The 24,576-nt window shown below is 57.1% G+C and carries 20 protein-coding genes; 15 read left to right on the forward strand and 5 right to left on the reverse strand.

Features of this window, described 5'->3' with window-relative positions; translation table 11 throughout:
• Nucleotides 1-3: 3 nt before the first annotated feature.
• Nucleotides 4-2,250 (forward strand): family 20 glycosylhydrolase, encoded by a 2,247-nt coding sequence (locus HMPREF9720_RS05695; RefSeq protein ID WP_009597278.1) that lies wholly within the window; start codon nucleotides 4-6, stop codon nucleotides 2,248-2,250.
• Nucleotides 2,251-2,456: 206 nt separating this feature from the next.
• Here the strand turns inward: HMPREF9720_RS05695 and HMPREF9720_RS05700 are convergent, their stop codons facing one another.
• From HMPREF9720_RS05700 to HMPREF9720_RS05720, 5 genes are all read right to left on the reverse strand, one after another.
• A complete protein-coding gene (locus tag HMPREF9720_RS05700) occupies nucleotides 2,457-2,957 on the reverse strand; it encodes a hypothetical protein (protein WP_009597276.1) in 501 nt (166 codons plus the stop codon).
• Nucleotides 2,958-3,471: 514 nt separating this feature from the next.
• Nucleotides 3,472-4,968 (reverse strand): potassium/proton antiporter, encoded by a 1,497-nt coding sequence (locus tag HMPREF9720_RS05705; RefSeq protein ID WP_009597256.1) that lies wholly within the window; start codon nucleotides 4,966-4,968, stop codon nucleotides 3,472-3,474.
• Nucleotides 4,969-4,983: 15 nt separating this feature from the next.
• Entirely contained in the window at nucleotides 4,984-5,517 is a 534-nt protein-coding gene (locus HMPREF9720_RS05710) for a hypothetical protein (protein ID WP_009597294.1), read from the reverse strand.
• 58 nt (nucleotides 5,518-5,575) lie between these two features.
• Nucleotides 5,576-5,965: a hypothetical protein gene (locus tag HMPREF9720_RS05715; RefSeq protein ID WP_039940000.1), complete on the reverse strand. Its 390-nt coding sequence runs from the start codon at nucleotides 5,963-5,965 to the stop codon at nucleotides 5,576-5,578.
• A gap of 156 nt (nucleotides 5,966-6,121) precedes the next feature.
• Nucleotides 6,122-6,925: an energy transducer TonB family protein gene (locus HMPREF9720_RS05720; RefSeq protein WP_009597254.1), complete on the reverse strand. Its 804-nt coding sequence runs from the start codon at nucleotides 6,923-6,925 to the stop codon at nucleotides 6,122-6,124.
• A gap of 86 nt (nucleotides 6,926-7,011) precedes the next feature.
• Between HMPREF9720_RS05720 and HMPREF9720_RS05725 the strand changes: the two genes are divergently transcribed.
• The 14 genes from HMPREF9720_RS05725 to HMPREF9720_RS05790 form a co-directional block, all read left to right on the forward strand.
• Nucleotides 7,012-8,403 (forward strand): bifunctional UDP-3-O-[3-hydroxymyristoyl] N-acetylglucosamine deacetylase/3-hydroxyacyl-ACP dehydratase, encoded by a 1,392-nt coding sequence (locus tag HMPREF9720_RS05725; RefSeq protein WP_009597269.1) that lies wholly within the window; start codon nucleotides 7,012-7,014, stop codon nucleotides 8,401-8,403.
• 5 nt (nucleotides 8,404-8,408) lie between these two features.
• Nucleotides 8,409-9,203 (forward strand): acyl-ACP--UDP-N-acetylglucosamine O-acyltransferase, encoded by a 795-nt coding sequence (lpxA, locus tag HMPREF9720_RS05730; protein ID WP_009597261.1) that lies wholly within the window; start codon nucleotides 8,409-8,411, stop codon nucleotides 9,201-9,203.
• A gap of 127 nt (nucleotides 9,204-9,330) precedes the next feature.
• A complete protein-coding gene (gene rimP, locus HMPREF9720_RS05735) occupies nucleotides 9,331-9,798 on the forward strand; it encodes a ribosome assembly cofactor RimP (protein ID WP_009597264.1) in 468 nt (155 codons plus the stop codon).
• Between the two features lie 233 nt (nucleotides 9,799-10,031).
• Nucleotides 10,032-11,264: a transcription termination factor NusA gene (nusA, locus tag HMPREF9720_RS05740; RefSeq protein WP_009597272.1), complete on the forward strand. Its 1,233-nt coding sequence runs from the start codon at nucleotides 10,032-10,034 to the stop codon at nucleotides 11,262-11,264.
• 30 nt (nucleotides 11,265-11,294) lie between these two features.
• Entirely contained in the window at nucleotides 11,295-14,210 is a 2,916-nt protein-coding gene (infB, locus tag HMPREF9720_RS05745) for a translation initiation factor IF-2 (protein WP_009597292.1), read from the forward strand.
• 7 nt (nucleotides 14,211-14,217) lie between these two features.
• Nucleotides 14,218-14,853 carry a hypothetical protein gene (locus HMPREF9720_RS05750; RefSeq protein ID WP_009597301.1) on the forward strand — a complete coding sequence of 212 codons (636 nt, stop codon included), beginning with the start codon at nucleotides 14,218-14,220 and terminating at the stop codon, nucleotides 14,851-14,853.
• Between the two features lie 24 nt (nucleotides 14,854-14,877).
• On the forward strand, nucleotides 14,878-16,197 hold the full coding sequence (locus HMPREF9720_RS05755; protein WP_009597260.1) for an acetyl-CoA hydrolase/transferase family protein: 1,320 nt from the start codon (nucleotides 14,878-14,880) through the stop codon (nucleotides 16,195-16,197).
• A gap of 81 nt (nucleotides 16,198-16,278) precedes the next feature.
• Complete coding sequence (locus HMPREF9720_RS05760; RefSeq protein WP_009597281.1) at nucleotides 16,279-17,508, forward strand: alkaline phosphatase family protein; 1,230 nt, start codon at nucleotides 16,279-16,281, stop codon at nucleotides 17,506-17,508.
• Nucleotides 17,509-17,554: 46 nt separating this feature from the next.
• Nucleotides 17,555-18,334 (forward strand): class I SAM-dependent methyltransferase, encoded by a 780-nt coding sequence (locus HMPREF9720_RS05765; RefSeq protein ID WP_039939990.1) that lies wholly within the window; start codon nucleotides 17,555-17,557, stop codon nucleotides 18,332-18,334.
• Nucleotides 18,335-18,679: 345 nt separating this feature from the next.
• Nucleotides 18,680-19,753 carry a hypothetical protein gene (locus tag HMPREF9720_RS15385; protein WP_139022467.1) on the forward strand — a complete coding sequence of 358 codons (1,074 nt, stop codon included), beginning with the start codon at nucleotides 18,680-18,682 and terminating at the stop codon, nucleotides 19,751-19,753.
• Nucleotides 19,754-20,163: 410 nt separating this feature from the next.
• The gene (locus HMPREF9720_RS05775) at nucleotides 20,164-20,535 is read left to right on the forward strand and encodes a hypothetical protein (RefSeq protein WP_009597298.1); all 372 of its coding nucleotides are present in this window, start codon (nucleotides 20,164-20,166) and stop codon (nucleotides 20,533-20,535) included.
• Nucleotides 20,536-21,297: 762 nt separating this feature from the next.
• Nucleotides 21,298-22,143 carry a hypothetical protein gene (locus tag HMPREF9720_RS05780; RefSeq protein WP_009597300.1) on the forward strand — a complete coding sequence of 282 codons (846 nt, stop codon included), beginning with the start codon at nucleotides 21,298-21,300 and terminating at the stop codon, nucleotides 22,141-22,143.
• A gap of 105 nt (nucleotides 22,144-22,248) precedes the next feature.
• The gene (locus HMPREF9720_RS05785) at nucleotides 22,249-23,001 is read left to right on the forward strand and encodes a hypothetical protein (RefSeq protein ID WP_254654366.1); all 753 of its coding nucleotides are present in this window, start codon (nucleotides 22,249-22,251) and stop codon (nucleotides 22,999-23,001) included.
• A 408-nt stretch (nucleotides 23,002-23,409) separates the two neighbouring features.
• Nucleotides 23,410-24,576 (forward strand): site-specific integrase (locus HMPREF9720_RS05790; protein ID WP_009597290.1); only part of this gene is annotated, 1,167 nt, incomplete at its 3' end.

Genomic DNA, 24,576 nt, shown 5'->3' on the forward strand with positions numbered 1-24,576 from the left:
GTCATGAAACACTTTGCATACCTGCTTCCGGTCTGCTGCCTGCTCTTCGCGGCCTGCCGGAAAGACTCCCCCGCCACCGAAATCATCCCGACGCCCCGCTCCGTAAAGGCCGGACAGGGAACGTTCGACCTCGGCGGCGGCATCCGCATCGCCCCGGCCGACCCGCTGCTCCGCCCGGCGGCCGACTACCTCGCACAACTGCTCCGGGAGGAAGACGTCGCGGCGGCTCAGGACGCCGGGAACGCCAATCTTTCGCTCGAACTCGATCCCCGGCTGCCGCAGCAGGGCTACACCCTGAAAATCACCCCGGCGCGGATCGAACTGCGCGGCGGCTCCTGCGAGGGCGTCGTTTCGGCAGCGGCATCACTGCGCCAGCTCCTGTGGAGCGGAAAGGGATCGCTGCCGGCACTCGAAATCGACGACGCCCCGCGCTTCGCATGGCGCGGCTTCATGCTCGACGTCGCGCGCCACTTCTTCACCAAGGAGGAGGTCATGTCGCTGACGGACCGGCTGGCCTGCTACAAGTTCAACCGCCTGCACCTGCACCTGACCGACGACCAAGGGTGGCGGATCGAAATCAAACGCTACCCGCTCCTGACCCGGCGCGGGGCATGGCGCACTCCGAACAAACACGACAGTGTCTGCCTGCGGCGCGCGGCCGACGAGCGCGACCCGAAATTCCTCCTCCCGGAGAAAAACATACGCCGCGAACAGGGCAAAATCCGCTACGGAGGTTACTACACGCAGGACGACATCCGCGAGATAGTCGCTTACGCGGCACAGCGCGGCATCGAGGTCATTCCCGAAATCGACCTGCCGGGGCACTCGCTGGCAGCCATCGGCTGTTATCCGCAGCTGGCGTGCGACGGCCGCGGCGGCTGGGGCAAACACTTTTCGACACCGCTCTGCATCGGCCGCGACAGCACGATCGCCTTCTGCAAAAACGTGCTGACAGAGCTGTTCGATCTCTTTCCGTCGCAATACGTACATATCGGAGGCGACGAAGTGGAGCGCACGCCGTGGGAGACGTGCCCGGACTGCCAGCGGCGCATCCGGGCCGAGAAGCTGGAAGGCGCAGGCGAACTGCAGGCATGGTTCACCCGTAAAACGGAGCAGTTTCTGGCGGCACACGGCAAAACGCTGCTCGGCTGGGACGAGATCACCGAAGACGGGCTGACCCCGCAGAGCGCGGTGATGTGGTGGCGCAGCTGGATGCCCTCCACCCTGACCGCGGCGCTCCAGAACGGACACCGCGTCATTGAGTCGCCGTCGGAATTTCTCTACCTCAACGGCGAACTCGACCGCAACACGCTCAGCAAGGTTTACGGCTGGGAACCCCTTCCGGAATCCCTGCGGGCATGGCAAGAGGGCCTGCTCGGCATTCAGGCCAACATGTGGACCGAGGATGTCCCGACGGCCGACGCGGCGGGCGAGCGGCTCTTCCCGCGGCTGCTGGCCGTGGCCGAGACGGCATGGAGCGCTCCGGAAAAGCGGGACTTCGCCGATTTCCGGCGCCGTCTCCCCCTGCACCTGCGTCAGCTGGAACGCGCAGGCTGGAACTACCGGCTCGACGACGTCGAGGGCGTCTGCGACGACAACGTCTTTATCGGCGCCGCTACGGTACGTCTGCTGCCGCCCGAATCGGCCGAACTGTACTACACGCTCGACGGAACGGTTCCCGACACCGCGTCGCAACGCTACACCGCGCCGTTCAGCATCACCGACTACTGCACGCTCACGCTGCGCTGCTACAACCGACGCGGCGTCGCGGCAGAGATTCGCCGGGCCTCGTTCCGCCCCACGCGCTACGCCGAACCGAGCGCCGATGCCGGGAACCTGCAAAACGGACTGCTGGTGCGCTGGTACGATTACGACGGCGACAACTGCGCGGACATCGACGAAGCGCCCCTGCAGGCGAATTTCATCACCGACAGCGTCGTTATTCCCGACGGCGTGACGGGCAACATCGGATTGATCTGCGACGGCTATATCGACATTCCGGCCGACGGCATCTATTCGTTTTACACCTATTCCGACGACGGAAGCACGCTTGCCATCGACGGGCGAACGGTCGTCGACAACGACGGTCTGCACTCCCGCACCGAACGCAGCGGACAGGCCGCCCTGCGGCGCGGCGTGCACTCCTTCTCGCTGCGCTACTTCGACACCAACGGCGGCATACTGGAGGCCGGAATCATCGACTCCGAAGGCCGGCGCATCCCGTTTTCGAGCCGGATGCTGAAACACTGAGACAAAACCGCTTCCCGAAACCGCACGCACGGACACGCTCCCTAACGGCCGCAAAGGGCAAACGATCCGCACGGCAGGCAGTCCCGCAGAGACGGCTGCTTACCCTCCGGAAAATACAATTCACCCGCGCTGCAATGTGTTGCAGCGCGGGTGAAATCATATAGTCAGGACTCGGCTAACAGCCCCTCGGTAATCCAGAACCGGACTCAGTCATCTTTTTCGCCGGACTTCGAGCCGTTCGCAGACTTCCCGCGCTCCTCGCGGGCCTTCATCACCTCCTTGCGGGATTCGAATTTCTCGCGGCCCGACAACACGCGCTCCTCGTAGCGGCGCTGCTGGAATCGGCCGACCCAGTCGGGCGCAAGCACGATCGCCACATAGAATCCGGCCTGCATCATGCAATAGAATGCGATCTGAAGCCACAAACTGCCGTCAAGCATACCGTCGAGCAGCCAATGGCCGGGCAGCGGAAAGAAGCAGAACAGCACCAGCAGCAGGGCCGTGTCCAGCCGCTCGCTGCGCGACCAGCCCAGACGCCGCCAATAGATGAGGATGAAGAGCAGGTTGAGGCACAGCATCCAAGTGACCAGCATGCGCGGCGAAAGCGCCGCCGTTTCGGGCCTGAACAGCACGGTCCAAAGCCCCGGCACTACAGGAAGCAGCACCTGCATGCACAACAATAGAATTTTCCGACGTTTGGTTTTCATAGGCGCACAAAAATCGGCAGGTCTCCGCCTGCACGAAAAGACACCCTTAAATATATGAAAAAATACGGAACGGCACAAACATTCGGCTTTTTTTCTGCAAACTGCGGCGGCAGGAAGCTCCGACAACCGGACGGGAACAACCGAAGCCGGGCGGGGGCAACAGAGCCGGGGCGGGACAACTGAAGTCGAGGAAGGGCAACCGAAGCCGGGCGGGAACAACCGAAGCCGGGCGGGAATAGCCGGCAACCGGGCGGAAACAACAGGAGCCGAACAAGAACAGCCAGCCGGGAACAACCAACCGGGAACAACCAGCCGGGAACAACCAGCCGGGAACAACCAGCCGGGAACACCTGAACATACGGAACCGATGAAAACACAAGTCCCGGCGACCGAAAGGCCGCCGGGACCATAGAATGTCCGTAAAGGTTTAAGTCACTGAATCCCGGACATTGCCCGTGCGTTGCACGCACGGGAGGATAATTCCGGAATACGGAGCGCCGGACGCCGCCGAAGCCTATCCCAGCTTCATCACGTCGTCGATACCCATATCCTTATAAGTGGTCGCAAGCTCCTCGCTGCGGTCCGAAATGACCAGCAGTTTGTCGCCCAGCAGCAGTTCGGTCTTGCCCTGCGGCACGAAATACTCGCCGTTGCGGCAGACCATCATCACCAGCGTATTTTCCGGCAGCGTGATGTCCTTGAGCATGTGCCCGCTTTCGAGCATCGTCTCGTTGACCTCCACCTCCGTAAGGGCCGACTTCATATCCTGATGCATATCGACGCTGAAGGCCGATTCGCGCTCTTCGTAAGCCAGCCCCAGCAGGTTGGCCATGCCGCTCACGGTGGTGCCCTGCACCAGCAGCGAAATGATCGTGCCGAGGAATACGACGTTGAACAGCAGTCCCGCGTTCTCCACATGCGCCATCAGGGGATAGATGGCGAAGAGAATCGGCACGGCGCCGCGCAGTCCCACCCACGACACGTAGAGCCGCGCCTTGGTGGTGAATTTGCGGAACGGGGCCATGCAGATGAAGACCGTCAGCGGGCGCGCCACCAGAATCATGAACGCCCCCACCAGTCCGCCCAGAATCAGCACACGGGGTTCGAGCAGTTCGTCGCTGTTGACGAACAGACCCAGCGTGAGGAACATCACGATCTGCATGAGCCACGTAAAACCGTCGAAGAAGACCGTCAGCGGACGTTTCTGCTGCAACTTGTAGTTTCCGACGACCAGACCCGAAAGGTAGACGGCCAGATAGCCGTTGCCCTTGATCAGGTCGGTGAAGGCGAACGAGAAAAAGATGAACGCCAGCAGCAGCACCGAGTAGAGCGAATGGTTGGCGAGATTGATGCGGTTGATCGTCCAGACGGCCAGACGGCCGATCAGGTACCCCGACAGGGCGCCGACGATCATCTGCACGACGAAGAACACCACGCTCATGCCCATCCCCACGCTGCCAGAACTGTGCGACACCACGCTGATGAGCAGAATGGTCATCATATAGGCCATCGGGTCGTTCGAGCCGCTCTCCAGCTCCAGCAGGGGCCGCAGGTTCTGCTTCAACCCCTGCTTCTTGCTTCGCAGGATCGAGAAAACCGACGCCGAGTCGGTCGAAGACATCGTGGAAGCGAGCAGCAGCGCCAGTACGAACGGCATCTCGACACCCAGCCACGGAGCCACCAGCCACACGAACGAGGCCAGTATGAACGCCGTCATGACCACCCCCGCCGTGGCCAGCACGACGCCGGGTCCGATGATGGGTTTTATCTCCGAGAACTTCGTGTCCATACCTCCCGTGAAGAGGATGATGCACAAAGCGATCATACCGACGAACTGGGTCATCTCGACCGAACGGAACGAGATGAAATTCAAGCCGAACAGCATGCCGACTCCGAGGAACAGCAACAATGCGGGGGCGCCGAAACGATACGCGACCTTGCCCGCTATCACCGCCACGAAGAGCAGCAACGCACCTACCAATACTACATTTTCACCACTGATGTCTATCATTACTTATCTTTTTCTTTACGCTTGCACTTTATCGGCGACCTTCAGTTCCGTCTTATCCGCAATCTTCAGCTCCGTCAGCGGCTTGTACTCCAGATCCGCATATTCGAAAGCCTGCATGGCGGCGAAGCGGTTGCCGGGCGTGCGGTAGAGGGCCACCGTCAGCGCCGGAACCTGCGCACGTTTCATGCCGAGCAGACGCTCCGCATCTCCGTCCGAGACGGCCTGCATCACGTCGCTGCGGATGCCGCGGTCGAAATAGAGCTCCTCGTAGAGCAGGAAACAACGCTCCTCCCGGTGGAAAGGCGCTCCGCCCGAACCGAACATCTGGGCCGCAGCCATAATCATGCCTGCGACGACCATAATCCCGCCGATGAACACGATCGACGAACGCAGGTTGTTCGTGAGATCGGCGCCATACATGTTATTCACTACGATCAGCGCTGCACCGGCGACAAACAGCACGGCGGGCAGCAGTTGGAACTTGCGGCGTTTTACCACAACATTTCCCGACAAGGCGTACAACGCCTCGCAGATTTTATTCTTATCCATATCCTTTTCATTATCTAACGTTAGTATTTTTTCAGAGAAACCGGCAAAAATACGTAGGCTAAATAATGAGCCGGCACAGACGGTAGACATAATAATCCACCGCATGCAGACCGACGGAAAGGTCAGACGATTTGAATTCAGAGGTTACTTTCGTGCTTCCCCTCGCATGCCGGTCCGCGGCATAGCGGTCGGCGGCCGGACCGGATTCGGCATGGCCGCCGCGCTGGAAGACCGGAGCGGCCGGAGCTGGCGATACCTCCCCAAGCACGCGGGGCAGGTTCAGGTCGGCGTTGTATTCGCGCTCGCAAAGCCACACGGCGTCGGAGGCGCGATCGACCGAAAGCGTGACGGAGACATGCCCTGCGTCATGCGCAAGCGTCCGACCGCCGCCCCCGCAAAAGAGCAGACAGCCGAAAAGGCCCAACAGTATGACGAGAATTTTACGCATCTCCGATTCGGTCGGCGGCAGGAACAGAGACAGCGCAGGCCGCATGCAGGCCGCATCGGTTCGCCGCAGGCGAAACCGCTCTGTCCGAGCCGGAATTTACTTCGGCAAAGTTAACAATTTCCGCGGAATATCCCACTCCGGCCGGGCAAAAAGAACTTATTGCGGGATAAAAATGTACGTAATCGTCCCCTGCTGGCGCGCAGGGGCCGACTGGTCGATATTGAAGCGCGAAACCCGTGCCGCACGCAGGGCCGATTCGCGCATGCACTCGTCGCCGCCGCTCTGCACACGGGCGTTGACCACCTCACCCGCACGGTTGACCGTGATTTCGACGACCACGTCGCCCCCGCCCTCGCAGCGGTAGGCCGGGATATTGAGGCTGCGCGAGGTGCGCACCGGATCAGTCAGCGAAAAGGAGACCGTCACGCGGCCCTTGACCTTGCGGTCCTGACGCTCCTCGTCCTTCCCCGCGCCGTTGCGCTCGCGGATAGCCCGCTCTTCGGCCAGCCCCTGCTCGTAGGCTTCGCGGTTGGCCTGCATGCGCCGCTCGGCTTCGGCCGCGGCGTCGTTCAGCGCCGCGGCGTTGGTGCCGCGGTCGTCGCGGAGTTTCTCGTTCAGGGCGTTTTCGTTGGAGACCTGATTCTGAACGCTTTTCCAGTCTATCGGGTCCTGCTGCTGCCGCTCGCGGACCTGCTGTTCGAGCCGGTCGCGCTCCTTCTCCAGTTCGGCCAGCGTCTGCAGGTCGATAAACATTCCCTGCGTGTGGGGCCTGCGGCCGACGACGATCTTCGACGAAACGAAGGCGATCATCAGCACAAGATAGGCTATAATGGTCACGCACAAGCCGATGCGGTGGTCATAGGCCCACACGCCGGCATCCTCTTTGCGGTTGTCGAACGGCAATTTGAGACGCGGACGGCGCACCGTCTTGGGTTTATTGTCGGGTATATTCTCGGCCATCGGAGGTTGTCATAATTTTGAGCAAAAATAGCGTTTTTTAACGATTTTTTCATATCTTTGGGCGCAAATATTCAGAAACACTGCTTATGTCGACAAAACAACAAACGCTGAAGGCCCCGATCTCTTTCTCCGGCAAGGGCCTCCATACGGGTGTCAAAGTGACCATGACCGTGAACCCCGCCGATGCGGACACCGGAATCGTATTCCGCCGCACGGACATCGAGGGTCAACCCATAATTCCCGCCTTGTGCGACAACGTCGTAGACACTTCGCGCGGTACGACCATCGAATCCGGCGGTCACCGCGTAAGCACGATCGAACACATCATGTCGGCGCTCTGGACGCTGGGCGTGGACAACGCCGTAATCGACATCGACGCGGGCGAAACCCCGATCATGGACGGTTCGGCCTGCGCCTATGCCAAGGCCATCACCGAAGTCGGCATCACCGACCAGCCGGCCGAGCGCAAGTTCTACCACGTGACCGAAAAGATGGTCTACACGATCCCCGAAAAGGGCGTGGCGATCATCCTCTACCCCGACGACGAATTCTCCGTCTCGCTGCACGTGGACTACAACTCGAAGGTGATCGGCAACCAATACGCCACCTTCAACCCCGGCGACAACTTCGCCGACAAAATCGCCCCGTGCCGCACGTTCGTCTTCCTGCACGAGCTGGAACCGCTGATGAAGATGAACCTCATCAAGGGCGGCGATCTGGACAACGCCATCGTCGTGGTCGAGAACCCCGTTCCGGACGAGCAGCTGGAGCACCTCAAGAAGATCTTCAACAAGCCCGACATCGAGATCAACGCAGGCTACCTGAACAACCTCGAACTGCGCTGCAACAACGAGCTGGCGCGCCACAAGCTGCTCGACCTGCTGGGCGACTTCGCACTGCTGGGCGTACGCATCAAGGGCCGCGTCTGGGCAACCCGCCCCGGCCATTACGCCAACACGGAGTTCATGAAGCAGCTCAAGCACACCATCCGCAAGGCCGGCGAGAAGCCCCGCTACCAGTACGACTGCCGCAAGCCGCCCCTCTACGACATCAACGACATCCGCCACCTGCTGCCCCACCGCCCGCCGTTCCTGCTGGTGGACCGCATTTTCCACCGCGACGCCACCGACGTGGCCGGCATCAAGAACGTCACGATGAACGAGCCGTTCTTCGTGGGACACTTCCCCGACGAACCCGTCATGCCGGGCGTGCTGATCGTCGAAGCCATGGCGCAGTGCAGCGGCATTCTGGTGCTGGGCGACGTGCCCGATCCCGAAAACTACTCGACCTACTTCATGAAGATCGACGGGGTCAAATTCAAGCGCAAAGTCGTTCCGGGCGACACGCTTCAGTTCGAAATCCACCTGCTGGAACCCATCCGCCGCGGCGTGGCCGTCGTGGAGGCCAAAGCCTTCGTGGGCGAAACGCTCGCATGCGAGGCCGTCCTGATGGCGCAGGTCGTAAAAAATAAAAAGTAAAGGAGATGATCAGCAAGCTGGCATATGTTCATCCCGACGCCAAAATCGGGAACAACGTCACGGTCGAGCCCTTCGCCTGCATCGCGGGCGACGTGGTTATCGGCGACGACTGCTGGGTAGGTCCCGGCGCGGTGATTCACGACGGCGCCCGCATCGGCAAGGGGTGCAAGATCCATACCGCCGCATCGGTCTCCTGCCTGCCGCAGGACCTGAAATTCGCAGGCGAAGTGACCACGGCCGAGATCGGCGACTACAACGACATCCGCGAATACGTGACCATCAGCCGCGGCACCGCATCGACGGGCACGACCCGCATCGGCAACCGCAACCTGCTGATGGCCTACGTCCATGTGGGCCACGACTGCGTCGTCGGCGACAACTGCGTGATCGCCAACCGCGTATCGCTCGCCGGCGAAGTGCATGTCGGCAACTGGGTGGTGATCGGCGGCCATGCGGCCGTACACCAGTGGACGCATATCGGCGACCACGTCATGATTCAGGGCGGCGCGCTGCTGGGACAGGACGTCCCGCCGTTCATCATCGTGCGCAACGACACGATGCGCTTCGCGGGCATCAACAAGATCGGGCTTTCGCGCCGCGGCTTCACGCCCGAACGCATCGCCGAGATTCACGACGCCTGCCGCATCCTCTTCCAGAGCGGACTGAACTACATGTCGGGCTGCGAAGAGGTCGAAAAGCAGATCCCGCAAAGCGCCGAGCGCGACGAACTGGTGAAATTCATCCGCGAATCGAAGCGCGGAATCATCAAACCCTATGAATCCAAGGCCAAAGAGGAGTAAAAATTTCGTATAAATATTGGTATATCGGAATTTTTCATTATATTTGCAGTGTCGAAAGACAAAGCGAAGCGGTAAGGGGACGGTAAGTCCCCTTATTTTATACCATATACGACCGAATTTCAGAAACATGATCGACACGAAAAAGATAATCGAAGCGGCTGAACGCAAACTTCAGGGCACGGATATGTTCGTCGTGGGCTGCACCTGCACGCCCGGCAACGAGATCGAACTGCTGATCGACAGCGACACGTCGGTAGCCATCGAAGCGTGCGCGGAGCTGAGCCGGGCCGTCGAAGCGGAATTCGACCGCGACGAAGAGGATTTTTCGCTCACGGTAGCCTCCGCAGGCATCGGTTCGGAGCTGAAAAGCCTGCGGCAGTACCGCAAGCTGATCGGCAGCACGGTCGAGGTGCTGCTCAATTCAGGGATCAAGATGCTCGCAAAACTCGATGCTGCCGACGACGAGGGCATCACGATCTCGTACGAGGAGAAGCAGGCCGTCGAAGGCAAGAAACGCAAGCAGCTGGTGACCGTCACGCGCCGCTATGCGTTCGACGAAATCAAGTCCACGAAGGAGTGGCTGGATTTCAAATAGGCCGCCGTCCGGCAACGCAGACAGCAAACACAGGCTTAGAAGGCAGACCGGGAGCAGGACAAAAACCGGAAGCAGGACGCAGATGAGAGGCAAACGCAGCTGAGGGGCGGTACGCAGGCTTGGAGCGGCCCTCAGACAAGAAGCAGCCCCCGGAGCGGGACGCTATCCGGCATGCAGACGAAAAAAAGCCGCGGGGTACAGAAGCATAAACTAAAAACAAGATAAACGACACAATGGACAATCTCAATCTTATCAGCAACTTTGCCGAGTTCAAAGAGCTGAAAAACATTGACAAAAGTACGATGATCGGCGTGCTGGAGGACGTTTTCCGCCACGCACTGCAAAAACAGTATGAGACGGACGAGAATTTCGACGTCATCATCAACCCCGAAAAGGGCGACCTCGAAATCTGGCGCAACCGCACCGTCGTCGAAGACGGCGCGGTCGAAGATCCGAATGCGCAGATCGCCGTCTCGGAGGTCAAGGCCATCGACCCGACCTACGAGATCGGCGACGAATACGCCGACGAGATCAAACTCTCGTCGTTCGGCCGCCGCGCCGTGTTGTCGCTGCGCCAGAACCTCGCCTCGCGCATTCTCGATCTGGAGAAGGCCAGCCTTTACGAGAAGTATTCGGAAAAGGTCGGCGAGATCGTCACCGGTGAAGTTTATCAGGTATGGAAAAAAGAGGTGCTGATCCTCGACGACGAGGAGAACGAGCTGATTCTGCCCAAGGCGGAGCAGATTCCCAACGATTTCTACCGCAAGGGCGATACCATCAAGGCCATCGTCAAGTCGGTCGAGATGAACAACAACCAGCCCCGCATCATTCTTTCGCGCACGGCCAACCAGTTCCTCGAACGCCTGTTCGAGCAGGAGGTTCCCGAAATCTTCGACGGACTGATCACCATCAAGAAGATCGTCCGCATCCCCGGCGAACGCGCCAAGGTCGCCGTGGAGTCGTACGACGAGCGTATCGACCCGGTAGGCGCATGCGTCGGCATGAAGGGTTCGCGCATCTATTCGATCGTCAAGGAGCTGCGCAACGAGAACATCGACGTGGTCAACTACACTGCCAACCCGTCGCTGATGATCCAGCGCGCGCTGAATCCCGCCAAGATTTCGAGCATCACCATCGACGAGGAGAAGATGACCGCTTCGGTCTACCTCAAACCCGATCAGGTGTCGCTGGCCATCGGCAAGGGAGGTCTGAACATCCGTCTCTCGAAGATGCTGACGGGTTACGACATCGACGTATACCGCGAAGTGGAGGAAGAGGACGTCGCCCTCACCGAATTCGCCGACGAGATCGACGGCTGGATCATCGACGCCCTGAAGAGCGTCGGCTGTGACAGCGCCAAGAGCGTGCTGGAGCTGCCCGTAGAGGAGATCGCGGCCCGCGCCGACCTCGAACTGGAGCAGGCCCAGAAGGTCGTAGCGATACTGAAGGCGGAATTCGAAGAGTAATCACAAGCGAAAGAAAGGAAAACACACGATATGGGTAACGAAAGAAAATTAAGGCTCATTCAGGTTGCAAAGGAGTTCAAGGTGGGACTGAATACCATCACGGACTTCCTGCAGAAGAAGGGTATCAAGAGCGACGGATCGCCCAACACGCTGGTCGATTCGGAGACTTATGCCGTTCTGGAGAAGGAGTTCGGGGCGAACCGCGCCGCAGGCAACGCACGCGATTCGATCCGTGAGCGCATCTCCCTGAAGCAGACGACCATCACTCTCGAAGAAGCTAAAAAGCAGGAGCGCGAGGAGGAAAAAGAGGTGGTCATCAAAAGCAACGTAATCAGCGTCAAGGATGAAATCCAGCAGCCGAAGATCCTCGGCAAGATCGACCTGTCGCCCAAACCCAAGGCGGCTCCGACCCCCGCTCCCGCCCCGAAGGCGGAACCGGTGAAACCGGCCGAACAGCCCCGTGCGGCCCAGCCCGCACCCGCCGGTGCGCCCGTCGAAGCGCCGAAACCCGCGGCGAAGCCCGAACCCGCCGCAGAGAAACCGGCAGCTCCCGAAGTCAAGACGGCACCTGCGGCTCCCGCAGCACCGGCTGCGGCCGCGGCGACTGCGGCGCAGACCGAAACCGGAAAACCGGCTCCCGCGGCGGCCCCCGCTCCGGCCGCAACTCCGGCAACGACTCTGGCTGCGGCACCAGCTGCGGCTGCAGCACCGGCACCCAAGCCCGAACCCGCAGCGCCGAAAGACAATATCTTCCGCCCCGAAACCGTGACCCTGACGGGTCCGCAGGTGCTCGGCACGATGGACGTGTCGGGATTCGTCGCCGGCGGCAAGCATAAACGCAAACGTCTCCAGAAAGAGAAGGTGGACGTGAGCAAGGCCCCGAAAGGCAACACGCCGGGCGGCAACCGTCAGGGCGGCAATCAGGGCGGACAGGGAAGCCAGAACCGTCCCGGAGGTCCGGGCCAGAACCAGCCCAGACCGGGCGAAGGCCGCCGCAACAAGAACAAGGGCAAGGCGGCTCCCAAGCCGATCGTACGCCCCGAAGTGAGCGACGAGGAGGTTTCGAAGCAGGTAAAGGACACCCTTGCCCGTCTGACGGCCAAGGGCGCCAAGAGCAAGAGTGCAAAATACCGCAAGGACAAGCGCGACGCCGTAGCCGAGCGTATGAACGAGGAGTTCGAACGCGAGGAAATGGAACGTTCGACGCTCAAAGTCACCGAATTCGTGACCGTGAGCGAGTTGGCGACGATGATGAACGTCACGCCGACTCAGGTCATCACGGCCTGCATGAATCTGGGACTGATGGTGTCGATCAACCAGCGTCTCGACGCCGAAGCGCTCGTGGTCGTGGCCGAGGAGTTCGGCTACAAGGTCGAATTCGTCTCGGTGGAGATTCAGGAGGCGATCAACGACGACAACGAAGACAAGGAGGAGGACCTCGTGCCGCGTCCGCCGATCGTGACCGTCATGGGCCACGTGGACCACGGCAAGACCTCGCTGCTGGACAATATCCGCAAGACCAACGTCATCGAGGGCGAGGCCGGCGGCATCACCCAGCATATCGGCGCCTACAGCGTCGAGCTGAACGGCCAGAAGATCACGTTCCTCGACACGCCGGGCCACGAAGCCTTTACGGCCATGCGCGCCCGCGGCGCCGCCGTCACCGACGTTGCGATCATCATCGTGGCGGCCGACGACAGCGTCATGCCGCAGACCGTCGAGGCCATCAACCATGCGCAGGCTGCAGGCGTGCCGATGGTTTTCGCCATCAACAAGATCGACAAACCCAACGCCAACCCCGACCACATCAAGGAACAGCTCTCGCAGATGAACTATCTGGTGGAGTCGTGGGGCGGTAAATATCAGGATCAGGAGGTTTCGGCCAAGAAGGGCATGAACCTCGACAAACTGCTCGAAAAGGTGCTGCTCGAAGCCGAGATGCTCGACCTGAAGGCCAACCCCAACAAGAAGGCGCAGGGCACCGTCATCGAATCGACGCTCGACAAGGGCCGCGGATACGTCTCGACGATCCTCGTACAGAGCGGTACGCTCCACGTGGGCGACGTGATCCTCTCCGGAACCTACACGGGCCGCGTGAAGGCCATGTTCAACGAAAACGGCAAGAAAGTGGAGTCCGCAGGCCCCTCGACACCGGTTCAGGTGCTGGGTCTGAACGGCGCCCCGCAGGCCGGCGATACGTTCAATGTCATGGAGGACGACCGTTCGGCGCGCGAAATCGCCAACAAGCGCGAGCAGCTGCAACGCATGCAGGGCATCATGACCCAGAAGCACGTGACGCTCGACGAGATCGGACGCCGCATCGCCATCGGCTCGTTCAAGGAGCTGAACATCATCGTCAAGGGCGACGTGGACGGCTCGATCGAGGCCATGTCGGGTTCGCTCATCAAGCTCTCGAAAGAGACCGTGCAGGTCAACGTCATCCACGCCGCCGTGGGTCAGATTTCGGAATCGGACGTGCTGCTGGCCGCCGCTTCGAACGCCATCATCGTCGGCTTCCAAGTACGTCCGTCGGCTTCGGCGCGCAAGCTGGCCGAGAAGGAGGAGATCGAAATCCGTCTCTACTCGATCATCTACGACGCCATCAACGACATCAAGGACGCTATCGAGGGCATGCTCGAACCGGTCATGAAGGAGGAGATCGTCGCTTCGGTCGAAGTGCTGGAGATCTTCAAAATCTCGAAGGTCGGCACCGTCGCCGGATGCGTCGTCCGCGAAGGCAGGCTCCAGCGCAACACCCCGATCCGCGTCATCCGCGACGGTATCGTCATCTACACGGGCAAGCTCGGCTCGCTCAAACGTTTCAAGGACGACGTCAAGGAGGTCACCAACGGTCAGGACTGCGGTCTGAACATCGAATCGTTCAACGACATCCGCGTCGGCGACATCGTCGAGGGATACGAACAGGTAGAAGTGAAACGCAAATAGCTACGCTATGCTGCCGAAACGTCTGATTGTTTTGCTGATGTCGCTCTGCACCCTGTGCGGAGCGGCATCGGCCGTTCAGCCCCGGACCGACCTCACGCAGAAGGAGCAGAAGGCGCTGCAGAAGGCTCAGAAGAAGAAGATCCGTCAGGAAGCCCGCCGCTTCGAGAGCCTGCGCAACGACGCCGTCGTGCAGTTCGCCCGCGAGCACCAGCCCTCGGACATCAGCACCCCTTCGTTCGTGAACGACTTCCGGATCTCGAACGTCATCTGCGCCGGAGACAACATCTCCGGCACCGTCATGCTGCATTTCGACATCACGCCACTTTACGGCGGCTTCCGGCTCTACATGGGCGGCGAGCGCAACGGCACCTACGCCTTTGCCAAAGGTCTCGCCTACCCTTCGTCGGACCATTACGGCCGCATCTACACGATGCGCAGCGGCCAGCCCGAACATATCGTGGTGACGTTCTACAACATCGCGCCGGGCGTGGAGCGGCTCGACCGCGTGGACGTCAGCATGGGTCTGGCGCTCAACGCGCTGAACATCATTTCGATGCGTAACGTGCCGATCTTCTGGACCTACTCCGACAAAGCCATCAAAAACTACGTACAGGAAAACGCAAACAAGGTACCAGCTAACTAAAACCAATACAAACTTAAAGTAAAAATGACTACCCAGATCAAATTTACCACTGCCGAAGAAGCCGTCAAGGTTATCAAATCGGGCGACCACGTACACCTGAGTTCCGTGGCTTCGGCTCCCCAGTGCCTTATCAACGCCATGTGCGCGCGCGGCGAGGCCGGTGAACTGAAGGATGTACACATCCACCACCTGCACACCGAAGGCCCGGCGCCCTATGCCGACGAGAAATTCGAAGGCGTGTTCCAGCTCGACTCGTTCTTCGTGGGCGGCAACGTCCGCAAAGTGACGCAGAGCGGCTACGCCGACTACATTCCGATTTTCCTGAGCGAGACGCAGCGTCTGTACCGCTGCGGCGCGGTTCCCTGCAACGTGGCGATGATTCAGGTATCGACGCCCGACAAACACGGCTTCGTATCGCTCGGCACCTCGGTAGACGCGACGCTGGCTGCCGTGGAGACCGCCGATTACGTGCTCGCCGTGGTGAACAAGCACGTTCCCCGCGCCTTCGGACAAGCCATGATCCACTCGTCGAAGATCGACTACTTCGTGCAGGACGACACTCCGCTGATGGAGGCGCACTTCTCCGAGCCGAACGAGACCGAGACGGCCATCGGCAAGCACTGCGCAGCCCTGATCGAGGACGGCGCGACGCTGCAGATGGGCATCGGCGCCATTCCCAATGCCGTGCTGGCGCAGCTGGGCGGCCACAAGAACCTCGGCATCCATACCGAGATGTTCGCCGACGGCGTGCTTCCGCTGGTGGAGAGCGGCGTAATCAACGGCGAAGCCAAAAATATCGACAAGGGCAAGATGGTCTCGACGTTCCTGATGGGTTCGCAGCGCGTCTACGACTTCATCGACGACAACCCGGCCGTATTGATGATGGACGTGGGCTACACCAACGATCCCTACATCATCTCGAAGAACGACCGCGTGACGGCCATCAACTCGGCCCTGCAGGTAGACATCACGGGACAGGTATGCGCCGACTCGCTGGGCACGAAGTTCTATTCGGGCGTCGGCGGCCAGATCGACTTCGTATACGGCGCATCGCTCTCGAAGGGCGGCAAAGCCATCATCGCCATGCCTTCGGTCACCAACAAGGGCATTTCGAAGATCGCTCCCGTGCTCACGCCGGGCGCAGGCGTCGTCACGACCCGCAACCACATCCACTGGTTCGTAACCGAGCACGGCGCCGTAGACCTCTACGGCAAGACGCTGCAGGAGCGTGCCCGCCTGATTATCTCGGTGGCCGATCCTTCGGCTCAGGAGGAGCTGGACCGCGCCGCTTTCGAGCGTTTCGGCCAGCACCACCACTACGTAAAGAACTACATGAGCAAGTAATAAATTATTACGCAATCGAGAAGCGCCCCTGTTACAGCGGGCGCTTTTTTCGTATCTTTACGCCAACAAAAACACCCCGAAATGAAACGATACGCCTGTATACTGCTTGCGCTCCTGTCCGCCGGATGCGCTACGTCCCGCAGGAGCGCCGTCGCAACCGCTCCGCAGGAGAAACAATACGCCGTCATTCTTTCGATGGACGCATTCCGCTGGGACCTCGCAGGCCGCAGCCACACGCCGACGCTCGATTCGCTCGCCCGCGTCGGCACCTATGCCGAAATCTACCCAGTCTATCCCTCGAACACCTTTCCGAGCCATTACGCCATGGCCACGGGCCTGCATCCCGACCACCACGGGGTCGTGAACAACGGCTTCTACGACCGCACGCAGGGACGCCGGCTCTCGGTTTTCGACTCGCTGGACGTCCGCACGCCGGGATTCTGGGGCGGAGAGCCGATCTGGAATACGGCGGAACGGCAGGGGCTTACGGCCAACATCTTCATGTGGCCGGGCAGCGAAGTCCCGATCGGCGGCCGTCAGGCGACCGTCTGGACCCGCTACTCGTCCAAACCGGACTACTACCAGCGCGCCGACTGGGTGATCGACGCCATGACGCGCCCCGAAGCGGAGATCCCGCAGCTGGTGATGTGGTACTTCGAAGAACCCGACGCCGCGATGCACACCTACGGTCCCGAATCGCCCGAAGCCGTGGGCCGCGCCGAGCATATCGACTCGGTGCTCCGCTACTTCTTCCGCGAGATACGCCGCTCGCCCGTCTTCGACCGCATCAACTTCATCGTCACGGCCGACCACGGCATGGCCGAGCTTTCGCCCGACCGCTACATCAACCTGCTGCCGCTGCTCGACACGGCGCAGGTCGTGCGCGTCGTTCCCGGCACGCCGTTCGGTCTCGAAGTCAAGGAAGAGTATGCGGACCAAGCCGTGCGCACACTGCGCCGCACGGGCCATATGAAGGCATGGCGGCGCGAGCGGATGCCCCGCCGGTTCCACTACGGCACCCACCCCACCCGCCTGACGAACGTCATCGTCATTCCCGAAACGGGCTGGACGCTCGACTACGCCCCGCAGGAGCGTCCCGTACGCAAGCGCGGCACGCACGGCTTCAACAACCGCGACCGGGATATGCACATGGTATTTTACGGCTCCGGCCCCGCCTTCCGCAAGGGCTACCGACAGCGATCGTTCCAGAACCAGAATATGTATCTTATCCTCTGCCGGCTGCTGGGCATCGAACCGGCCCCCAACGACGGGGAGTGGCGCGACATAAAACGCATGTTCAACGAAAATTAGAAATTATTTTTCTATATTTGTGAACTATGAAGATCAATCGTGCTATATGAGAATCAGCACACCCAAGAGCAGGCAGGATCTGCACATAAAAAAGCGCTACCGAGTGCTTGAAATCGGACCGGGCAACAATCCCTCTTTCCGGGCCGATGTCCTTGCCGACAAGTTTCTCGGCGACGACTCCCACCGCAGCGGAGGACTCCGCATCTATCCCCACCAGAAGCTGGTAAACGCCGCGGCCGAAGCGCTGCCGTTCGCAGACAAGGAATTCGACTACGTCATCTGCAATCAGGTGCTCGAACACAGCGACGATCCCGCCCAGTTCCTGCGCGAGGTGATGCGCGTGGGCAAGGCCGGATATATCGAAACGCCGAGCCTGCTGGGCGAATGGCTCTTCCCAAAGCAGTCGCACCGGTACGTGGTCCTCTGCATCGGCGACAAGCTGGTGCTGTACGACAAACAGCGCGTTCCGGGCAACTATGCCAACGACTACGGCGAACTGTTCCTCAATTACCTGCCCTATCAGTCGCTGCCCTACAAATTGCTGCCGTTCTCCGAGGGAGAGCTGATGCACGTGCGTTACGAATGGAAAGACGACATCGACTTTCTGGTAAACCCGACGGACGAATACTACAGCAAATTCTTCCTGAAGAAATGGGACCGCCAAATGGTCTGCACGCTCTTTCCGCCGCGCGGATTCGTCACCGAACTGGGACGTACGCTGCGGGCCGCAGCACACGTCATCGGCGACAAACTGCGCCGGTCGCAGGGACGCCGTCCCATCACGCTCGAAGAGTACAGAAAGCTCCATCCGGGAGAACTCAGGTAGCGTCGTCGGCCGCGTTAGGATATAATATAAAAAATTATATTTTTGTAGAAACCCACAAAATAAAATACTGATATGAAAATTAAACTTTTTTTTTATCACAACACTTTTCTGCTTTACATCTTGCTCGGAAAACACTGAGCCTATCCATCCTTCTATATCAATCTCAGAAGTGACCGTAAGCGAAGACTTCACTCTTACATTCAAGATTGTTTCTGAAAAAGCAGCCCAAAGCGCATATATTGTGACACTCAAGAGCGAAGCTCAGCCGTCTGAGAAAGAGGTTATTAGTAAAGGAACCGCAGTGCAAGCAGAGGGGGGGGGATCTATGTTACGGTAGAAAACCTCATGTCTAGTTCTGAATATGTCATTATAGCAGCGGCAGTCAGTGCTGACGGTTTGTACACTTCAGACGCAAAAAATATAACGACCAGCCAAGAAGCAAAGTTGCCTGGTACAAATCTTGGTGGCAATGCCAACTCATATATAGTTTCTGAAAAAGGCCAATACAAATTTGAAACTACAAAAGTAAACGGATCTGAAATTTCAGATATAAATTCTGCCGATTGGCTTTGGATGACGAAAGGGAACAATAGTTCAAACCCTATAATCAGTGATGTAGTCTACAAAAGTGGAGAAATTGGTTTTACTGTTTCCGGAGTCGAGGGAAATGCAGTAATTGCTGCCCTTGATACAAAAAACAACATTGTTTGGTCTTGGCATATTTGGATAACAGATGTTCCTCAAACTATGGAATATGAAAACGGAACAGTCTTTATGGACAGGATGCTGGGAGCAACAAGTGCAGATAGAGGCTCAAATAAGGAGAATTATGGACTATTCTACCAATGGGGAAGAAAAGATCCGTTCTATGGCGGAACAAAAGACGAGTACAAAACCGGAGCGTTTGCAACTGCAAATACCGAAACAACAATCAATCCGGCCTTAAATATGAAATGGCGGTATACAAAAAAAGGTGTTGATATTGAAACTTCAATAAAAGAACCTATGAATTATTTTATGGGAGATAAAAATATTGATTGGCTTGCAAACGAAGACCCCTCCCTTTGGAACAATATAAAAACCGATTACGATCCTTGCCCTGCAGGATACCGCGTACCTTCAGCAACAGAAATAGAAAGCATAAAGCAAATTGAAGCAGAACTTGATGAAAATGACTATGCCAAAGAATTTTGGTACACTTGGAACAACGAAACAACATATTACCCATCTTATGGGTGCCGAGACGAGAAAGGTGAACTTGTAATGGAAGGCGGCGTATTTATGTGGACATCATCTCAGCATTTGAACCAGTCGAGTTATTCTACAAGGGTTGTTTGTTGGGGATTCTTTACAGACATTAACGGAATCGGCGGCAGAGGCACCGGAAACAACATCAGATGCATAGTTGACTGCAAGTAAAACTATATCTGAAAACAGCACCTGCTATATTATAAAGTTTATAAGGGCAATTGAAGCTACAATGAATTTGTGTGTACCATCCTAAATCCCAATTGCCTATGAAGCATTAAAAGCGTATTATGACTTAATTGCGAATCACTTCCGCGCCGTTCCGCACTAAAAGCGCCGGCACATACATATAAAAAGCGTTAGCTTTGTACCTTGCTTTCTGAAAATCTGGAAAATTTTAAGAGCAACCAAGGAATGAAGTTTGACGCTCACGTTTCCAACGTGGGCTTCATTCTGTATTTGGTTGCACAGGTTATTCCAGAGCCTCAGAAAGCAGATCAGAGTTTTGTCCCACGTTTTTTGTATCCCTATCCCAAACTCCCACTTACATATGCCGGGGGACAGGCATTCCGATATTTGTCATGAACAACTATCTCCTGCTGATCGGCATCAGCTGCGTCCCTGCCGTAACGGGCATGTGCGCCACGCTGCCGCTCTGGTATCAGAGGCACCTGCGTAATCAGACGATTCACACGCTGGGCCTGACGCTCCTTTTCCTCACCTTGGTAATCTGCCTGCTGTCCGTAATCACGAACGAAAGTTCGGGAATCGGATTCGCGGCCATCGCACTCAGCAGCATCAATTTCTTCCTATTCCGGCATTACGAACGCCTGCTCTATACATTGCGGTGCCCCGGCTGCCGCCGAGTAGCGCTCCGCATCCGCGCCATACACCACAAAACCTACAAACTTCACTGCAAGCACTGCGGACTCTACACCGATTGGCACGCATAACCGCTCGGCCAAGTCCCATTGCAATTTCCCGCGCAGGGAGTCGCGGAAGAACAAGACAACAGCCTCAGAGATATAAAACGCCGGCATTAAAAAGCATCATTGAAAAGGCGCAATGCCGATTTCCACGGACTGCGCCACAAATAGAAAAACGGCCGCCTCGGACTGGATTATAAATAGGAAAAAGGGCAGGACAGTTTTTCCCGAACCGTACAACGCGCCCCGTACATCGGATTAAAACCGTCTTCGCCCGGCGGGAGGATCTTCGGATCTTCCCGCTTTTCATTTACCGCTCCGTTCCGACTCATCCTCTCATCGACGGCACAAAACGCGCAGACAGGAATAGTCAGGCAAAAGTGCTCCAGCATCAGAGCTCTTCCATGAAACGACAATTCCTCACCGATAGAATAATTCAGAGATTTTTTCTATATTTGCATACAAGACAAAAAACTGATGCCTATGGAGAGATAATTGCACAATTTTTTCTGTTTACCAGATTTACACGTGCCGATCCGCACTAAAAGCGCCGGTACATACATATAAAAAGCGCCAGCTTTTATTCATACATCTTGAAACTTAGGACACTTCAAACGGTAGTTGTGAATAAAACGGACGCTCACGTTACTGCGTGGGCTATACTGTTTTATTTGACTACCAAGGTATCCTAAGACCGCAAGATGCAAATAAAAGTGTAGTCCCACGTTTTTTATATGTCCAGCACAATGAAACCGCCGAGGGACTGGCACTTCAATACCAGCAAGAAACATGAAAAAAATTTATTTCTGCCTTCCGGCAATCCTGACAGGCGTCTTACAGCTTTCAGCACAGGACATCATCACCAAATGTAACGGCGAAGAAATCGCAGCGAAAGTCGCCGAAATAGGCGACACGCAAATCAAGTACCGGAAATATGAAAATGCGCAGGGACCGCTCTACACTCTCCCGGCATCAGAAGTTTTCCTTATCCGATTCGAAGACGGAACCCGCGAGGTCGTAACGCCGCTGGACGCCCCGGCAGTCTCACCGGCCACGGCTGCGGAAACGACCGGGACGGAGAGCAGCACAACAGCTCCTGCGGCTGCGAATGAAAATTACGCACAGATCAACCGGAGCGTAAAGAGGACGAAGGAGCCGCTTCGAGACAAACATTTCTACATCGGACCGCGTGCCGAATTCGGATATGCGGCAATAACGTCCAAAAGCGGAAATATATCGGGCCCCGTCTGCTCGGCCGGAGTGATTGCCGAGTATATGTTCGACAAAATGAGTCCGCACGGTGCGGGTGCGGGAATCAGCTACGACATGTATATGTTCGAAGAGGATTTTGACCTGAACTGCATGAATATAGATTTGTATTACGTCTATCGGCCGCGCGGCCGCTGGAATTGCTTTGCAGGGTTCAAATTCGGAATCCCGGTCAAATCCGAAGCGTCAGGCGCCGACCTGAAAACAGTGACGAATACGGCCGTCGGTATCGAGATGGGCGCCGGATGGGCCACGCGGCATTTCGATCTCGGCGCGGCAATCTTCATGAACTTCAATAGTACGCTTGATATATCCGAAAGCAATCGGATGGCAGGTGTCAAACTCCGGATAGCATATCGCTTTTAAGCCATGAAACAGTTACTGTCATTCATCGTATGCTGTCTGATCGGAGCAAGTTCGGCAGCACAGGATATCATCCTGAAACGAAATGCCGAGCAGATCGAAGCCGTCGTGAAAGAGATTACCGACACCGACGTCAAATACAGGAAATTCACGCATACCGAGGGCGTCACCTATTCCATAAGACGCAGCGAAGTGTTCTCGATCACCTATGAAAACGGCACCAAGGATCTTTTCGCAGATGAAAAACCGCAGGCTGTCGCCGCGAGCTATCCCTACCCACCCGTTTCCCGCAGCTATTCGCTCGGAGAGCTGTTCGATGAGGGCGGTATCCGGGGCATTGTCATCCGGGTCTCAGAAGATGGCAGGCACGGACTGCTCCTGTCGCTCGTGGAAGGAAAAGCAGCATGGGGTTTTATTAACAAAAACCCATTGAAAGAAAAAGGCTTCGCGAGCGGCTGCACCGATACCGAAGACGGATGGAAAAATATGCTGGCCATACGGGAATTAATCGCAAACACGGACTTATTGTGGTCGAACCTACCTGCATTTTCGTGGTGCAAGGACCTCGGTCCGGGCTGGTATCTTCCGGCGCAAAAAGAATTGGAGTCCATATGGAATTTCGGGAGAAGTAATCCGGCTTACTCGTATAAGGAGCATAAAGAGGCCATAGAAAACCTGAATTTACGGCTTGCGGAATATGGCCAGCCGGAACTCGGCCGTATGCGCGACTATTGGAATTCGACGGAAGCAGATGCGAAGAGGGCGCATATATTGGTCTTTACCAATGCACCCTTCAAAAGCTACACAAAAGGAACAGAGAAATTCGCCGAACGCTTCGTAAGGGCCGTTCACAAATTCTGAACAGAGAGTTCTGATGGGGTGAGGGCCAAGCGGTCCTCACCCATTCTTTTAAAATCGAATAAAAGGCTTTGCGACATTCCCGCTAATTACGCCATTTCGCCAAACCGGGCAATCCAGTCAATTCAGTCTCCCATCAGACCAATAAGGTTCGGTATTTGTAGGTAAGAGAAAATGCAGAAAAGAGTAAATATCTTGTTTACAGGTATTTAATTCTCTGTTCTGCATCTGTTCCGAGCAATAAAATTGCATAATCGGGCAGGTTTGACGGTGAGTTTTGTTACTTATCCGTTACCTGCCCGAAATGCTTTTGTTTGCATTAAGGCATTTGTTTTCAGTTTGTTGCATCGGATTTCCGCATAACAAATAACTTGACTTAACGTTTAACCCATCCACAAAGTTCAAGTTATTATGCAACGCAGCACTTTCAAAGTCCTTTTCTATGTAAAAAGGCAGTCGGAAAAACACGGTCAGGTTCCCGTTATGGGCCGTATCACCATCAATGGCACGATGTCGCAGTTCAGCAGCAAACTCTCCGTTCGTTCCAGCCTTTGGGATGCCAAAGCCAACAAAGCCTCCGGCAGAAGTCTTGAAGCCCAGCGTCTCAATGAAAAGTTGGAGAACATCAAGACCAATATCGGCAAGCAGTACCAACGTCTCTGCGACCGTGATTCATACGTTACGGCCGAAAAGGTCCGCAACGCTTTCCTCGGTATGGGTGACGACTGCCGCCTGCTGTTGCAGACCTTCGACGAATACCTTGCAGATTTCCGCAAGCGCGTGGGCAAAGACCGCGCCTATTCGAGCTATGACAATTACCGCAAACGCCGTAACCGCCTTGCCTCTTTCCTCGAATACGAATACCACGTCAAGGATATTGCGTTCAAAGAGCTGAAGCGGGAGTTCGTGGAAAAGTTCGTCGTCTACCTCTCCACGGTAAAGGGTCTTGCTTCCGGGACGATCCATTCTACACTCAAGAAGCTGAAGCTGATGACCTACACGGCGTATAAGAACGGCTGGATTGCCGCCGATCCTTTCGCAGGTTTCTACGTGAGGCCGGAATACTCAGAACGCCGTTACCTTTCGGCTTCGGAGTTACAAGCCGTGATAGATGTCAGGCTCCCCAATTACCGAACGGGTATCAACCGGGATGCCTTCGTCTTCTGCGCCTTTACGGGCCTGAGCCATGCGGACGTAGTGAAACTCACCCACGCGGACATCCATACGGACGATAACGGGGAGCGCTGGATTATCGACAGGCGTCAGAAAACAGGTACGCAGTTCCGTGTCAAACTGCTTCCCGTTGCCGAAATGCTTTACGAGCGTTATAAGGATATGCATCTCTCAGGCGACCGGGTCTTTCCGCTCAAAGGCACTTATAATACGCTGAACATGTCCTTGCGGCATGTTGCCAGACACGCCGGTCTGTCGTTCAACCCCACGATCCACCTCGCGCGGCATACCTTCGCCACGACGGTTACGCTCACGCAGGGCGTACCGCTGGAAACGGTCAGCAAGATGCTGGGGCATAAGCAGATCACCACGACCCAAATCTATGCTAAGATCACCAATGATAAA

The organism is Alistipes sp. HGB5, from assembly GCF_000183485.2.
Taxonomy (GTDB): domain Bacteria; phylum Bacteroidota; class Bacteroidia; order Bacteroidales; family Rikenellaceae; genus Alistipes; species Alistipes finegoldii.